This window comes from Hymenobacter fodinae, from assembly GCF_004745825.1.
In the GTDB taxonomy this organism is placed as follows: domain Bacteria; phylum Bacteroidota; class Bacteroidia; order Cytophagales; family Hymenobacteraceae; genus Hymenobacter; species Hymenobacter fodinae.
The window spans coordinates 1,535,899-1,551,519 of the sequence record NZ_SRLA01000002.1; the positions used below are offsets into that span (position 1 = coordinate 1,535,899).

Below are 15,621 nucleotides of genomic sequence, written 5' to 3' on the forward strand. Positions count from 1 at the left end.
GCTAGCTAGTGTAGAGGTTGGTATGCGTGATAGCGTGTATGTCGCCCGTATCTGTCCAGGCCTTTACCCACATATCCTCTTCTCCGCGGGGCTTTTGCTGAATGATTGACCAAGCGGCACCATCATTTAGGGAGTACTCGAAATAGATCGTTGAGGCATCAGCGCGTAGGCGCAGCTGCGTCGTATTCGGGCGTCCGGTTACTTCATCCGAGAAATAGGAGTTGCTGGCAACACAGATAATTTTCCCGTTGCCTGGGTCGAGCCGAATAGCAAAGTTGAAGTTGCCCACCCCTGGCAGATAGTCGGCTGTGTCGTCAAAGCCTAGCCAGCCACCCGAAGACACGGCCGTAACGGCGCCAGTTGCCCCTACAGCTAGCTTCGCGTTTGAGGCGGCTTGCGCTGGTTCGCCGCCGGCTACGGTTTGCGCTACGGTGTTTCCGGTTATGTTGGCATTGCCGTTCCGGTAAGGCCACGTCGTAACCTGATTGTTAACGGGCTCGGGGTCGGGCGGTGTGCCGCCGCCTCCGCCGCCTCCGGTCGGGGCTTCCTGAGTGCCCCAAATCCATAGCCACAACTCCTCGCCTTCGTAGATATCGGCATCAACCAAGAGCGTAAGCGTAAGCGTGGCCACATCGAAAGTGTAATCGATGTTTGGCCGAAGCTGCCGACCGCTGCCGAAAATAACATCTACATCAGTTGTTCCGGCGGCCATGATAACCGGCGCGTAGCCAGGGCCATACACCCCTGGCAGGGCGTAGTAGCGGCGTACCGATACACTGTATGGGTACCCCCAAATTTCCTCGCCTTCGTAGGTTGGCAGTTCAGCCGTAATGCTGAGCCTAGGCGGTACTGCGGTTTTATCGAGGGTATAGTCAACCAGCGGGCGGAGGATGCGCCCTGAACCGAAAAACAGATCAACGTCAACCGTTCCCGGTGCTAGGTCATGGAGCCGGTTATCTGCAGAGTATACGCCAGGCAAACTGAAGTAGCGCCCCCGTTGCCCACCGCTACCCCCCGAAGTGGGAGGGGTGGTCGGCAGGTAAGGGATAAGCTCTGTATTCCCGAGCCCCGGACCAGGCCACCAATATTTTACCGCCTTCCCACCGGCCGGCCGAATGGTAACCATCAAGCCGGGAATACGCACTTCTATCGGAACCATCGCGCACGCCTCCGCTACACTCGACCATGGGCCGGTGCGGCTATCGGCTGCTACCGGGTTGGTGAACCGAAGGGCGACGGGAATCTCGAAGAAGTCCTCTGCCATTAACCCAGAGTGATTAGGTGCCGGTGGTTGCTGGAGAAGGGAATAGCTTGCTGCATCACGTACAAGGTGCCCGCTACTGGCGTGCCCCCTGCGTTGTCGACGCTAAAGGGTTGCGCTACGTATTGGCTGGTAAGCGTGGCATTCGTTTCCTGGTCGGTAACCAGCTTTAGCGTAAGGCCAGGAGGAGCCCAGAATCCGAAGGTGCGGTCGACGTTCCCCGTGTTAAGCGTAAAGGTGTTGCCCTGCGTGGTGAGCTGTTTCCCAGCCAGGGCGCGCACCTGAGCCGATGTGGTGGGGGCGCTGCCCATGCTGCCATAAAAGATGTAGCGCGCGCCGCTAATTACGATTTGAGCGAAGAAGGCATCGCCGTTCGTGTCGTTGCCGCTAATCAGGTAACGCCGTGATTCACCCAGCCCCACCGTAAACCCGGGCACTGAGATGTTTTCGAAGCCATCATTTTCTAGGCCGGTGGCTAGGTTCTGGTTGGCGGTAATATCCCGAATAGTTAGGCCGCCCGGGGCTATGTTGGCCTGGTTGGAGGTGCCCCAAGCAAACGGGTGCACGCCCGCGCTGTAGGCAGTACCTTCTTCGCGAGTAGTTGAGCCTACGCCATCAAATGTAAAGCCCTCAAAAGCAGGGGTGAAGTACGCCGTGGTGGCCAGCTCAAAAGCGCGCTGTGCCGAAATTTGGTAGCGAGTCCCAGCCTTCAGGCTGTTGAGAGTTACGTTAGGCGTGAAGTCAACCGCACCCCCTTCGGTGGGCTTCGCTTTTAGGTGCCCGGTGGTTGGGTCAATTTCGAGGCCACTATCGGCGCCAATCTTTACGCCACCGAGTACGGTATCGCTGGCTACTGGCAACGTGTAGGGCGTGCTGGGCTCGCCATCTCCGCCGCCGGTGGTCTTAGGTATTAAGCCCTCATTCGTGAGGAGCTTGCGCCACCAATACTCGACTATGCCATCGGCGCTCTGTATGCCGACGGTTAACCCGTAGTAACGGACCTCAATAGGAACAGCTGCGCACGCGGCGGCTACATCAATGTATCCTTCTGCCGGCCCGTAGTACTCATCCACATGATGCGGATTTGTGAGCTTAATAGGTATCGGGAGTTCAAATTGATCAGCCATTGCGCGCTATCGTTATCAGATGGTGGTGGTTTGACGTGTAAGCAATAGCCTGCTCCATCACGCACATTGTATAATTCTGAGCCGTACCGCCAGCATCCTGCATACTGAAGGGGCGGGGCTGGTATTGGCCCGTTAGTTCGGCGTTGGTTTCCCTGTCGAGTACTTTTACCAGCCGGTAGCCAGGGGGCAAGAGCACGGGGAAAATGCGGTTGCTAGTGCCTGTTTCAAGGACAAATTCCAGCCCGTCCCGTGTTAGTTGAAAGCCCGCCATGGCCCGTACTTGGGCCGTGGTAGTGGGAATGGCTGGGGCGTTTCCGAAGAAAATCCCATAGTGGCCTAGCAGCTGCACTATGTTGGATTCTAAATCCTCATTGGCCGCTTGCGGGGCGTCGGGCTGGCCTATTTCAGCGGGGCGTACATCGGGGGTTCCGGCGGGTTGCACCTGCTTTGCCTCTCCGGCCGCGTGGCTGGCGTGGGCTTGGAACGTGATAGGAGTAAGCGCCCGGCGTACGGTCGTTGTTTGCTGCGTATAGGAGGCGCTACTAGGCTCGCCTAATACTATGCTGCTTCCTTTGCGGATCTCCTGACTGACCAGCGGGCCCGCGTCGCCTTGGTTGAACTGAGAAGTAAGGGTAATAGTCACTAGCTCGCCTACCTCGCCATGCTCCGGTGCCGAAGGGCTTAGGGCAACATTCGCCACCGCATATACTGGCAGTACCGTCGGCTCGCTTAGAGCAAGCTGCAGTATTTTAATGCTGGAAAGGCCGCCAACCTCAGTTCCTTTCAGCAGGCTACCTACGTCATTATGGGCAACTTCACCTTCTGGGTATACCTCCGAACCTGCTCCTAGTGATTCGAGTAGGTCTTCGGCCGTAACTATTTTGTCGCGGTCTGCCGGGTCCGCTTCTTCCTCCCGGATAAGCGGAATTTTATCGGTCTTAAGGACCTTGGTTACGGTCTGAAACTCGGAAGCTTTCCGGCCTGGGAGGAGCATAAGTACGTATTACACGCCCCGAACCTTGCGGCGGCGGCGGCGGGTATTAGGTGAGCAGGTGTCGGTAGAATCAGGCAGTAAGCCCGACGACTTGAGAAATACAGAAAGCCGGCTATACAGGGCTTCGGCCTTGCTATCAATAGCAGCTTGTACTTGGGCGCGTTGCGCTGGCGAGGCGGGAGCGTAACTATTTTTTTCGCTATCAAGCGGAACGGTAATGCCTGCTTTCACCACGTTGATACCGTGCTGATTGAAGAAGCGCGAGTAGCCCGCTTGCACCCAGTAAGGATGCAGGTAATGCACCCATAGGGTGCGTAGCGGCTCGTATACCCATTCCTCCGGATTGGCCTGGGTAGGCGACTCGGGTACGTCCTGCTCTGGCTTAGGAACCAGGGCCCGGTATACCCTTTCGTGCCGGGTGGCATAGGTGCCCGGAAGCGTATCTTCCAGCACAATCTGCCCCCAATCCTTTACCGGCTTTTCTTCTAGCTTATCGATTTGCTCCAGTAGCCCATAGCCCAGCAACGGCAGCAAGTCCAACAGCCGGGCATCGTTCATAAAGGGCTCAATCTGTCCGGCCTCAATGGATTTTGAGAAGGCAACCAGCGCCGGAAAATCACTCAGTTTTGGCTTCATACTTACGCGGCAGGGGTGGCAGGTTCGGCGCCGCCTACGGGCGGGTTGCCATCGGGAGTAAGGCCTACCAAGGCTAGGATTTGCTCCGCACTCATGGAGCTTAGCACCTTCGCGGCAACGATAGGGCTTAGGGTTTGCAGGTTTTCCAGCACCTTGTTAGTAGCTGCAGTAGCCGGGCCGTAATCAGCAAGCGCGCGGATTTCGTCGGTGGTGAGCTTCGCTAGTACTTCTTCAGGCACGAAGCTGATCGGCTTGCGATTCCCTACGCTCAGGTGGGAAACCTCTGGGAACAGGCGGAACAAGGCCCGGAGCAGGCAGCGCTGCAGCGGCGAAAGGTCGTCCTGGGTTAGCTCAACCGCGTTCAATATCTCACGGGCGGCGCCAAGCTGGCCAGCTTTCGCAAAGCCACACAGGATCGGAGGAATACCGATGTTACGGCACACTAGCTCGCCCATGGCCTCGCGCTTCGTGATGAGCGCAGCCATGTTGTTAGTGCCCGTAATAGGCACCCAGACGGGCACCTGCTCTTTCGACTTAGCCGACAGTACTACCAACTTCTTCCGCCCTAAAGGGTTGGTGCCGTTGCCAGTAAATTCCTTGAGCTCGTCGTCGGTGCGCTCCGCTTCAGTTTTGCCTTCCTCGTCTTCGGTGGCCTCGTCTTCTTCGCCCACCATAACCAGCGCGCCATTCGGGAAAAAGCCATTACGCACTTCCTCGTAATCGAACCGGCTGTACTCCGCATCGGCGAGTACGTCCTCTAAGCCCGGCCAATGCGGCGGCAATGGATAGTCCATTTCGCCAGCTTTCGGAATGTAAGCGTAGAGGATTTGCCCGGGCTGGCCAATCTTCGGGCCCTCTGGGTTTTTCTCATCAACGGGCATTGCGGCTCGCTCCAGAATGCCCTTCACTACTTCCTCAGAATCATCAAAGGGTAGATGCTCCGTAGTCTCGCCTGCGTTGAAGCCCTTCTTGCCGAACTTGTGATTTAGCAGGAAAGTACCCTTATCAGTCTTACGAACCGATTGGAAGGGGAGCAGGTATGTTTCGCCCTTGCCACCTTCCGTATTGTACTTCACCAAAAATGCAGCACCATTGAAGTAGCCGCCGGAGCTGCATTCTTCCGCCCACAGGTCGTTAACCGTTTTGCCGGGCTGGCCAGGTACGGGCGTGTCGCCCATAGTGCCCAGCAATTCCTTCTTAAAATCGGGGTGGTTGGGGTCCTTAATGGGAACTGGGAAGCCCATGCCTTCCAAGAAGGCCGAACGCTTTTCCAGGGCCCGGTAACAAGCGCCGGAATCCTGAGCAGCTGCTAGGGCAATTTGCGGTACGTGGTTTCCTTCACCGAAAGCAATGCCCTTGCCGCCCAGCGAACCGATGCCCGCGTCTTTCTGGGCTTTGATGCCAGGCGGTAAAGTAGCGGGGGCTAGGTTCATAAAACCCCGCACAACCGTAGCGGTGCGGGGTTTCGTTGAACGCGGCGCCTTTCCTTGCGGTGCGGCCATGATATTAGGTGTTCTGACTACTTAGAATCGTTACGGTGCTTTTCGATGGCTTCTTTCAGATCGTCCACCTTCAGGTCGTCGCCCGGCTCAGCTTTTAGCTCAGTGCGGTAAACTTCCTGTAGCTCGTCTTTGCGAAGGCCCGACAATGCCACAGGCTTGTCTGCGTCCGGTGCTGCTGCCGAAGCGGGAATAAGCTCAATCACATGGCCGCGACCGTGAGACTTTAGCACTTCCACGTCGGAGTCGACAAAGTTGGCGGCCGTGATATTGCGCGTTTTCGGCGTGTGCACCGTAACAGTTGCGTCTTTGTAAGAGGCCTTAAAGCGGTACTTATTGCTAGTAGCAGCCATAGTTTCAGAGGCTTGAGGTGAGGAGTAGGAGATTACAGTTTGCGCGTCTGATTGCCGTTTTAAGTAGGCTTGCAGGCGGCGCACCATGCGGTCCCGCCGGTTGCACCGCTCTAGGTAGACCTCCCAGTAAACAGCCTGCAGAGTACCCAAGGGGATAGTATCCCCCTGGGCTACTGCATCACGTACCTTTTTTAAGAGGTCCGTGGTTTCCACTATGCTACTAGCGCGTCTAGGTAAGTGGTATTAGCGATGCGGAGCGCATCCGGGTCGGTAACACCCGCTTCTACTGGAGCTTGGAACAGCACCGGCAGGTTTGGCTCGTCGCCCTGCAATTCGAAAACGAGGGTGTTGTCGTCGTCAAGCTTGATGCCTGAACCGCCCTTACCCGTAGCTGCAGCGAGGCCTAGGCTTAAGCCTAGAATTTCGGTCTGCGTGGCGTTGGTGGGCTGGAACACTACCACGTCGTCGGCAATCGCGTAGCTCTCGAGCTGGGTGCGGTCGGTCTGCGTGAAGTGGTAGAAGCGGGCCGTATGCTTGTGCGTCCAAGTATTGTTACCTGTGGCGCCGATTTTCAGATCGTAGTTGATGCCGTTCTGAAACTTGCGGCCGGTAACCTTGTACAGCTTCGCACCAACCTTCAGTGTTACACCGGTTACGGTGCCATCTGAGGCCTTGGCAATAGAGGCAATATCCTTGCGCAGCGTGTAGTAGAAAGTGGCATCAACGCCACCCACTTTTTTAAAGGCTTCGCAAGTAGGGTCGAAATTACCCAGAGTTAGGGGGCAACCGATGGAAGTAGTAGGCATAGCCAGGAAATGCGTTTGTGGTTAGAGAAACTTTCCGGACCAGCTGACATCAACCTCTTGTCATTTCATTGTGAGGAGTGCAGCCGGCCCGGCGAGTTGTTTCGATTCTTGACTAGTAGCCGACTACCGTTACATCGCCATCGGCGTACTGCATGCCGATTTTATAGCGGATCTGAATGTTATTCAGGTCGGTGTTGCGGTCGAACCAAGCGGCCATTACTTGCGAAACTTGGTGCGTGTCGGTGCCTACCTCAAAGCCGCCTTTTACAGTCAGGTAGCCGCGGCGCTTGAAGGTTTCTACTTCTTCCTCGATATCATCATTACGCGAAATGGTAATGCCTTCGAAGGAGATAGTGCCCGTGCCATCAACGAAGTAGTTGAGGGCCTTCTCGCCGGTGGTCGTGTAGTTGCGTAGCGAGGCCGCCAGGTTGTTGTAAAGCGACGTGCTGAGCACGTACAACTTCTCCGAGTTTGGCGTCTTCGCCATGCCGCGGGGCTGGGCCTCGTACAAACCAGGCAGGAAGATGTCGCGGGTATAGTTGGCAGGCAGGGCGCCACCAGGTACTACTACGGCACGCTTGATTTTGTCCGGGTCGTCGTCCTCCAAGCCTACGCCTTTGAGGGCCAACGTCCAGAAACCATCGATAATCGACAAGGTGAGTCGCTTCGAGTAGTCGTCTTTCTGGGCTTCCGTCCAAGTCGACTTGTCGCCAGCGGGGGGCGTCTTGTCGATGGTGGTGTCGCCAAACTGAATCATCATCTGGAAGTCATTCTCCCAGATCTGGATATACATCGTTTTGAGCAGGTCCTCAATCTCGGTGTCTTCCAGGTTGTTAACGTCGTAGCCCTTTTTGCGAGCAAGAGCGGCAATGGTATCGCCGAAGTCCTCTGCGCAAATCTGATCCCAGATTTGGGCGTTTACTACTTCCAGCCACTTTTCGCGGGCAATGATGCGGCCCGAGTTGGTCTTCTCGCCGCAACCCTCGCGCTTGCGAGTAATGTAGCGCTTCATGGCCAGAAGGATAGTCTTCTCGCGAACGACTACATCTTCCCGAACACGGATACCGAGCGAGGCTTCAACATTATCGTTGTTGAATACCTGCTTTACAATTGCCTCGCCAATAGAGCCGGGCTCTTTGCCGGTGTAATTGACTTCTTCTTTGAGTCTGATTTCGATGGGCATAGCCGAGTCGATAGTGTTGAAAAGAGAGAGAAAGAGGTCTGCCTATTCAGCTGCGACCGGTAATGCTTAGATTTTGGTAACCGCGAACAGCGAACCGGAATTTTTGGCCCCGCCTACGCTCTTGTTCACCGTGCCCGTAGCACCGGCCGGAGTCGGGTTGCCAGTAGAGCCGGGCACTGAAGCCAGCTTGTTCTGAGCTAGTTTCAGCTTGTTGTTGACAATGGCGAGCTCGCGCTCTGCATCGGTGGCGCGCTTCTCAGCAGCTTCTAGGGCGGCGTTGTTTTCTACCACGTTGGCAGCCTCAGTTACTGAGGTAATGGCACCGGCTACTACCGTAATCGAGCGGCCATCTGCCAGGGCATAAGTGTCGTCAGCAGCGGCCGTAGTCATGTCGGCATCTGAATACACCATGTCGCCCTGGGCAATGTCATCGCCGGCGGCATCCACGTACACCGTGCCTTTCTCCTCTGCCAGCGTTACCGCAAGGTTCTTCGCTTCGGGAGCGGGAGCTGCGGCCGGGGTGGCAGGTTCGGGGGCGTTGTTTTTGAAAAGGGCCTTAACAGCGTCCACTACTTTGTTGACGATGTTGGTTTCTTCGGCTGGAGTAATAGCCATGTTCTGCGGTTTAATTGGAAGTTTGAGGAAGTTGAGAACCTTCTCCGCTCCGGCCGGAGCGACCAGCACATCGGTAGATTTGGCCGTAGCAAAGCCACTGGCTACCATTTCATCGGCAGTCTGCCAGGCGTTGCTGTTCAAGTAGTTGTTGGCTTGCTCCATCGTGATACCAGCCCGGGCGACGTACACCTCTGCTATCTGCAGCTGGATTTTATCGAGGGAGTCCGCCGCCTCGCGCATGTCGTCGGAGTTAGCGTAGCAGCCTAGGTCGCAAATGGGTTTATGCGTGAAAGCCTGCGAGGCGTGGTCGGCATAGCGCTCATCAGCAGCGAGGAAGATTAGCACCGCAATGGAAGCGGTTAGCCCGTGGCTATAGCTAATGACCTTTACGCCCTGTTTAACCAGGTCGCGTAGGTAGTTGTAGATAGCGTAACCCTCGAAAACCTCTCCACCATAGCACTTCCAAAAGTGCAATTCAACTACCTCTGGGTATTGAGGAGTGAGGGAAGAATCAAAAGCGGCGTAGCCTTCTACTAGGTAACGAATCTCCTGTAGGGTGGTGCCCCAGAAGTCAGAACCGCTACCTATTGATTCTCCGAAATTTACTTTCGCCACCTTCATACAATAAAGGTGGTGTGTGCGTATATTCGGGCTACGGATTTGCCGTGAAATGCGGCACTTACTATACCTTTTTTATATGCCCGACGAAGATAAAGGCCTGCATCCGTTGCGTATCATGGTGCCCACCGAGATATACGAGAAGCTAGAAGCGCAAAAAGAAGACGAGGGGTATACCACGTTACAGAGTTTTATCGCCCCGATTCTATGCGCCGTTGGCCGTGGGGAGATACGGCGCTCCTACCACAGTACTAGTCCCGCCATACAGACTAAGGCAGTCGGCATCTAGATATTCTTAAGGCCACGTATATTGTGCGCCTTATGAAAAAACTATACTTCGTTTCCTTGCTGGCTTGCTTTGCCTGCAATGGCGGATCTTCCCTTACTATGTCTGCCGAACAGCAGGCGGTTACTTCCTTTCTGAAGAAAAACGCAAACGACCCCGAAAGCTATGAGCCCGTTCGGTGGTCTAAGCCCTTGGTGTGGACTCAGGAAGACGAGAATAAATTACAGGTGCCCGCCCTACTTGATTCTTCTAGGCGGATGAAAGAGAAGGAAGCGCTCATGTACGACCTCGCGAAGAATGCAGCTGAGCGGGGTTTCCCGGATGCGAAGAAGTATTCTGCGGAATGGGAGGCCTTCTCGAATAAACGTATTGCTGTACTTAAGGCGGCGAAAGAACTGCAAGAAAAGAAGGACACAACCGCAGTCGGCAAAATCCTGATTCATGCGTTTCGGGCTAAAAACAAAATGGGCGCCCTCGTCTTAGATAGCGCCCAATTTGTGGTGTTTAAGAATGGCCAGGTTAAGGTTATCTAACCCAGCGTAGTCCGTTGCCGAACCAGCGCCCGGCGGCCTTGTGCGTTGTTGATATCCTTTACATCAACTATCACGGGTTGCCGGGCCATGGCCTGGGCTAGCTGATTGTAGTCAATATTCGGGCCGGCGGCGGCGGCACTCGCACGCACTGTGGCACCCCCGTCGCCCGATGCCACTACGCCCACCGGACCGCCAATGGCTAGGCGCTGTGGTTGGAAAATAGGCAAGTAGGAGAGTAGACTTCCGGCCAAGGCCTGTTGGCGCATAGATTCCACTACAGCATGGCCACCGGCGCGGTGCACCTCTTCAGCAGTCCAAACGTGTTCACCGTTTGAGAGCAAGGCCGGGATAGAATCCGATGTGCCACTACCTGGGCCATCAACCCGCCCCCCTTCAGCAAAGCCGGCCGTAATGGCTGCCTTGGCCGTTTCGAAGGCAGCCGTGATAAGGCCCGATAGGATAGCGGCCCGGGTAATGCCAGTAGCACCAAATGTGGCTACACTATCCGGCTGAGCTAACGAAGTAGTTACAGCAGCGGCTTGTTGCGCCAAGACTACTTTTTGCAGCGTATCGAGAAGCAGGATTACCAGCGTTTTACCGAACTCATCAAAATCGGCCGTTTGCTGCGTAAGCAAATCTCCCAGCGCCTGGCCTACGGTGGCAGTAAAGTCTTGGGTTAGGTCGCTAATAACCTGTAGCCGCTCCCGTTCCTTTGCTGTGATACGTGCCACCTGCGCTATTTCTACGTTGGTGCGCTGGGCCGCTAGGTCGGTAGTGTCCTTGTTGAACCGCTTAGCAATCTGAATACGAGCCTCGTATGCAGCCAAATCCTGCAGGTAGGCAGCATCTTGGTACTGTTGTTCTGATAGCGCGCCACTTGCCCGGGCCCGCTCCAGTGCCTGCTGTTGCTCGGTTATAGTTCGTTCGGCGGCATTGCTAGCTTCCTGGAAGCGGGTTTCGTTCGCCTCTCTTTCTGCCTGGGCATTAATGAGCCGTTGCCGGGCCTCATTGTTTTGCTTCTCATCTAAGGCGGCAATCTGCAGTAGGCGTTGCTTTTCAATAAGCTCGCGGCTTATTTCCAATTCTTCACTAGAGCCCACTTGCGCCCGGGCTAATCGAGCATTCAGTGTATCAATATCGGCCTGTAACGCATCCGACTTGCGGCGGCTGGCAAATCCTCTGGCCAGTTCGGCGGCGTCGCTGTTGTACTTCTTTTCGAGGGTTAGCCGGTCCTGATCTGACAGCCCCTTCTGGGTAAGTTCAAGCTGATACGCATTGCTCAGCTTTTGCCGTAAGATATTCTCCTCTTCCTCCGAGTTGGCTTTTACACTACGCAACTGAAGGTCTAACTCCTCACTCTGCGCTTGCAACTGCTTAGCCCGAAACTCTCTTCGCAAATCGGCTATTTCGTCTAACGCCCTTTGCTCAATCTCGCGGCGCTGGCCTCCGGTTATATTGATGGCAGAGGCCTCCGCTTTGGCCGTGGCTTCGATGGCTTTTATACGGGCGTTTAGCTCCGCTTTGCTGCCATCTGCTGCTGCAATAGCCAGCGCTGTATAGTGCCCTTTGGTGTTAGCAAACTCGCGGTCTTGCAGCTCCTTTGCCAACTGGAACCGGTTTGTAATAAGCTCATTCTGCTTACCAGCGGCATCCTCTTGAATGTCTCTCAGCTCATTCTGGGCTTCCTTGAAAGTTTTAAATTCCTCATCGTTGAGTTTTTCCAACCCGCCGCGCTGGTCAGCTTCGGCTTTGAGTAGAGCAATCTTGCGCTGCGCTAATTCACTAAGGGTCTTCTCGCGCCGTAGCTCAGTAGCATACGCTAGCTCGTTCGCCTGTTGCCGCTTTTCAATGCTGTTACGCTCATTGTCGCGTACGTTTTTAGCCCTCTCAACCTCATTGAGTAGCTTCTTATTCGTGTCGATATTGCGCAGCGTATCCCGCTCCAGCTTCTGGCGTTCGATGCTCAGGTCTTTAGCTAGCACTATCTCGCGGGAGATTTCGTCGCCAATACCCGACATAGCCGCTTTGGCCGAAGCAGCTGCTCCGGAGAAGTTGCCATCAAACAGTTGCTTGATAGCGCGGCCTGCCAACCCTACGCGGTCAATCAAGACATTGAACGTGGCGCTAACTTGCGCCATCACGTTGTCTAGTAGCTGCGTGCCCTCCCTGGTCTTGGTGAGGTAAGTTGCCAGCGAGCCCAGTACGACGACAAAGGCACCCAACCCAGTTGCGAGAAGGGCAAGCTTCAGGGCACCGAGTAGCGTAATTTCCCCGGCCGTAGCAGCCTTGGCAATATTCACTATCTGGGTAAACCGTTCCTTTACCGTATTGTAGCGGGCGGTAGCGCCGGAGAAAACATCGGTAGAACTCGCCGCATCTTTCAGCGCAGAGCCTACGGTCTTAGCTTCCTTCGGAATTTCCTCAAGCTGCTTTTCTAGGCCCGCAACCTTGAAGCCGATACGGGTATAGGCCTCGCTGGAATCTTCCAGCTGCTCCTGTTCCGCTTCTAGCTTGACAACCTCTTGAATTACCGGCCGGATGGCGTCGCCATAGCTTTTCAGCTTTGCCTGGGTTTGCTCGAACGAGAGGCCCGCTTTCGCGCCGGCTTCCTGTGCAGCTTTTTGCACAAACCCTATTTGGGTTGTAATCTTCTTGTACTCGTCTGAGCCCTCGCCGACCTGCTTCTGCTGTTCTTCCAGCTTCACCAGTTGCTGAATAACGGCGGTAATATCTTTACCGATAACCCCGTAATTGCCGACCTGGCGCCGGAAGTCTCCTACATTAACCCCGGCCGCGAGTAGGGCCTCATTCGTTTCCTTTAGTTCTGCAGTAAGGGCTTTGCCGGCCTCCGTGTTGAGTCGGTTTTCCTTGCCCATGGCGTTGTATTGCGCCGTAAGCTGAGCTGACTTAGCCTTCAGGGCATCTACACTACCTTCCTCCGCTTCGTTGGCTTTACGAGCAATTTCAGCCGCCTTTGCCGCCTCGGTGCGCTCTCGCTTCGTGGCAGCAATGGAAGCCGTAAGGTTGTCTTGCTGCGTTTTCAGCACGCCGCCTTTATCGGCACTGGCTTTCTCCTCATCACTGAGCGCCGCATACGCCGCTTTGCTGGCTTTCAACTGTTGCTGCATCTGCTCCAAGCTCCCAGCCTGGGCTTGGTTGGCGCGCACCTGGGCCGCGTTGGCCTCATTTAGTATTTTCTGCTCCTTAACCAGAGCATCGGCCTGAGCCTTTAGGCGCACCTGAGCGGCGGCCAACTCATCCGAAGACATACGGCCTTCCTGAAAAGCCTTTTTCATATCAACCGCCGCCTGCCGGTTGGCGTTGAGGTCTTTTTGAATGGCTATAAGGCGTTGATCATTGTAATTAATGTCAACTTCTAAGATTATTTTTTCAGCCATCGGAGCTAGTGATTGTCTTCGTTGAAGCGGTACTCGTTATTTTCCAGAAGCATAGCCTGGTCGTTCTCCGTAATCCGCACGTATTGGTCGCCTGTGGTTGGAATGGACACTTCAGCGGCCGGAATGTTGGTTGTATTCAAGCTGACGAGGGTACATGGCACGGGGGCGGTTTGGCCTGGCGTGTACTGGTCAATCAGATTGAGGTAGTAATCGCCTATTAGGGCCCCGTAACCTGGCCAATGCGGAATATTCAGGCGCACCGGCAGGGTAAAATCCAGTTGCGCAATGTCGGCGGCATTCAGGTGCACATCTACTTCTACAATGTGCACTCGTCGTAGCACCCGGCCCAAGGTCAGGAAGTAGGCTGGGAGTAAATCCTCGCCAAAGTCTAGGCCTAGGAATGTGACGCCAGCAGTGGGCGTAAAACCTGCATCGTTGTTGCCGTTGCCTACCCGTACATTCGGTATGGCGGGCTGGTCTAGATACAACACAGAGAAGTATGGCGCATCTCCCTCGCCTTGAAATAGCTCGGACTCTTTTGCTACTCGCCAATATGCGGGGTTAGTACCCGGCCGGGCGTTGATTGAGCCTAGAGTGTCTTTCGACTGCCAATAGCGGCCCCTGTCCAGTACGAAGTAATCAAGCGGGTACGTCGTATTAGGCCGCCATAGCTCAAAGTTTGAACCTTGTGCCTGCGTGAAGCGAGGAACATAAGGCAAGGTAGATGCTCGCCGTAATGCGGGGCCATCCTGTAGCGCAGCAAACGGGGCTACGTACGCCTCTTTTCCCTCTGCGATGGTAGTATCAAGCGAATAGGGAAGCATACCCTCGCCTTGGTAGTCGGGTTTGTCGAGCAACTCATAGGCCCCGGGCGCTTCTTCGTAACGGAAGTAATTCTTCTGTCCGATGGAGTCGAGCCGGAACTTTTGCCGGGGGCGTAAGGTGCGGTCAACCTTGCTGCTCCAGTCCTGTACCCGGCCGGCGGCTAGGTTGCGGTTTACATCTGCAAGTAGATCCGCCCGAATGAGGCGCTGCTCCTGGTCGGTCTGGAATAGTACGCCGAACTGGTTGGCCAATAGCTTAAGAAACTCGCCGCGGCTAATATCGGGCAAGCTCGCGTCTAGATGCACCGGGCTATTGTCGTAGGCCCTGGCCAGCGGCGTAACCACTAGGCGCGCGCCGGCGGCAATGCTGGCCTGCATGCGGTTTTCGGTGGTAAGCTGTACTATAATTTCCCCGCTGCCACTTACGCGACTGAAGGTGGTATCAATCTTAATCCGGCGTGTTTGTGGGGTTATGCCGCTATTCCATTGCCCCTCAAAGATTGGCTCATCATGGAAGTTCAAATTGTTTTCAGCTACTAGCAATCCGACCTTCTGCGTACCGGCATACGACCCCCCGGTGCCTTGGTACGTCACATCGAATACCAGTTGCACGCGGTAATCGGCTACCTCCGCCGGCAACCGGTAAAACGAGCCGCCGCCCATCTTCGGGTATAAGTGCAATCCTTCATCCTTCACAGCTTCCGGGAAGGCCAGCGTTAGGACCGTGGTAGTACCGGTGCTGGAGATGGTTTGCGCGGCGGTGCTCTTAGCTTCTAGCGTGTGAAACTTCAAATATTCTTCTCGCCGACGTGGGCCCACTTCGCCGCCTAGCAATTGGTGGCGCTGGAAGCGGTCTTCTGCTAAGAGGGAGCCCGTTAGCGTATACCCTGGCAGGGCATCGGCAACGATGCGCTCTAGTAGCATCCGGCTAAATACGGCGGGGCTTAGCTCGGAGTAGTGCACTACGGCAGTGCTGGGCGTAGGATACCGCTTGGTAAGGCGCCCATCATCAACCAGCGGATACGTGTAGGCTGCTGTGGGCGTGTTGGCTTGGGCTAACTGAACTGCCGAGAGGGAGAAGAAGTGGTCGTAGTCGGATAAGTCTAGGCCTCGCAAGGGCTTGTCGCCTACAGCGGCAAAGAGGGCTCCGGCCGAAGTGGTGAGGGTAATATCGTATCCATCGGCGGCCTGCTCCAGTAGTGCATGCCCCTGCAAAATCAGCACATCGTTGTAACGCAGTACCGCCGGAAGTAGCCGGTAGGGGCTGGTTGTGTCGGAATCGTAGGCGTGAGGCACTCCCAGCACCTGCAGGTTCCGGTTGGTCAGAGGCAAGACGAACGACTCGGAGAAGCCCGCTTCCCGCGTTTCGAAGTTATTCAGATCGAATACACGGTAGCTGAGGGCGACTTCCGCTCCATCGGGCAAATCAACCAAGAAGCCATCAAGGGTCAGTGTCAGCATCAGAGCAGGGCAATGGTTAAAACTAAA

Annotated in this window: 12 protein-coding genes; 1 reads left to right on the top strand and 11 read right to left on the bottom strand. The window is 55.4% G+C overall.

Annotated features, from left to right (window positions below; translation table 11 throughout):
* Position 1: 1 nt before the first annotated feature.
* The 9 genes from EU556_RS13735 to EU556_RS13775 all read right to left on the bottom strand — a co-directional run bounded on the left by EU556_RS13735 (position 2) and on the right by EU556_RS13775 (position 9,095).
* A complete protein-coding gene (locus EU556_RS13735) occupies positions 2 to 1,264 on the bottom strand; it encodes a hypothetical protein (RefSeq protein ID WP_135434655.1) in 1,263 nt (420 codons plus the stop codon).
* Positions 1,264 to 2,388: a hypothetical protein gene (locus EU556_RS13740; RefSeq protein WP_135434656.1), complete on the bottom strand. Its 1,125-nt coding sequence runs from the start codon at positions 2,386 to 2,388 to the stop codon at positions 1,264 to 1,266. Before EU556_RS13740 ends, EU556_RS13735 begins: the two co-directional genes overlap by 1 nt.
* Positions 2,381 to 3,382: a hypothetical protein gene (locus EU556_RS13745; RefSeq protein WP_135434657.1), complete on the bottom strand. Its 1,002-nt coding sequence runs from the start codon at positions 3,380 to 3,382 to the stop codon at positions 2,381 to 2,383. The genes EU556_RS13740 and EU556_RS13745 overlap by 8 nt, the downstream gene beginning before the upstream one ends.
* A gap of 9 nt (positions 3,383 to 3,391) precedes the next feature.
* Entirely contained in the window at positions 3,392 to 4,018 is a 627-nt protein-coding gene (locus EU556_RS13750) for a DUF6712 family protein (protein WP_135434658.1), read from the bottom strand.
* Between the two features lie 2 nt (positions 4,019 to 4,020).
* On the bottom strand, positions 4,021 to 5,520 hold the full coding sequence (locus tag EU556_RS13755) for a hypothetical protein (RefSeq protein WP_135434659.1): 1,500 nt from the start codon (positions 5,518 to 5,520) through the stop codon (positions 4,021 to 4,023).
* Between the two features lie 17 nt (positions 5,521 to 5,537).
* Entirely contained in the window at positions 5,538 to 5,870 is a 333-nt protein-coding gene (locus EU556_RS13760; protein WP_135434660.1) for a hypothetical protein, read from the bottom strand.
* A gap of 212 nt (positions 5,871 to 6,082) precedes the next feature.
* Positions 6,083 to 6,676 carry a hypothetical protein gene (locus EU556_RS13765; protein WP_135434661.1) on the bottom strand — a complete coding sequence of 198 codons (594 nt, stop codon included), beginning with the start codon at positions 6,674 to 6,676 and terminating at the stop codon, positions 6,083 to 6,085.
* 112 nt (positions 6,677 to 6,788) lie between these two features.
* A complete protein-coding gene (locus EU556_RS13770) occupies positions 6,789 to 7,859 on the bottom strand; it encodes a hypothetical protein (RefSeq protein ID WP_135434662.1) in 1,071 nt (356 codons plus the stop codon).
* Positions 7,860 to 7,925: 66 nt separating this feature from the next.
* Positions 7,926 to 9,095 (bottom strand): ATP-dependent Clp protease proteolytic subunit, encoded by a 1,170-nt coding sequence (locus tag EU556_RS13775; protein ID WP_135434663.1) that lies wholly within the window; start codon positions 9,093 to 9,095, stop codon positions 7,926 to 7,928.
* Between the two features lie 384 nt (positions 9,096 to 9,479).
* Here EU556_RS13775 and EU556_RS13780 point away from each other — a divergent pair, with 384 nt between their 5' ends.
* A complete protein-coding gene (locus EU556_RS13780) occupies positions 9,480 to 9,911 on the top strand; it encodes a hypothetical protein (RefSeq protein WP_167855576.1) in 432 nt (143 codons plus the stop codon).
* On the opposite strand, the gene EU556_RS13785 is transcribed toward EU556_RS13780, so the two are convergent.
* Together EU556_RS13785 and EU556_RS13790 are read right to left on the bottom strand one after the other, a co-directional pair.
* Complete coding sequence (locus tag EU556_RS13785; protein ID WP_135434665.1) at positions 9,908 to 13,309, bottom strand: coiled-coil domain-containing protein; 3,402 nt, start codon at positions 13,307 to 13,309, stop codon at positions 9,908 to 9,910. The two genes, EU556_RS13780 and EU556_RS13785, sit on opposite strands and share 4 nt — an antisense overlap.
* A 5-nt stretch (positions 13,310 to 13,314) precedes the next feature.
* Positions 13,315 to 15,594: a hypothetical protein gene (locus EU556_RS13790; RefSeq protein WP_135434666.1), complete on the bottom strand. Its 2,280-nt coding sequence runs from the start codon at positions 15,592 to 15,594 to the stop codon at positions 13,315 to 13,317.
* Between the last annotated feature and the right edge of the window lie 27 nt (positions 15,595 to 15,621).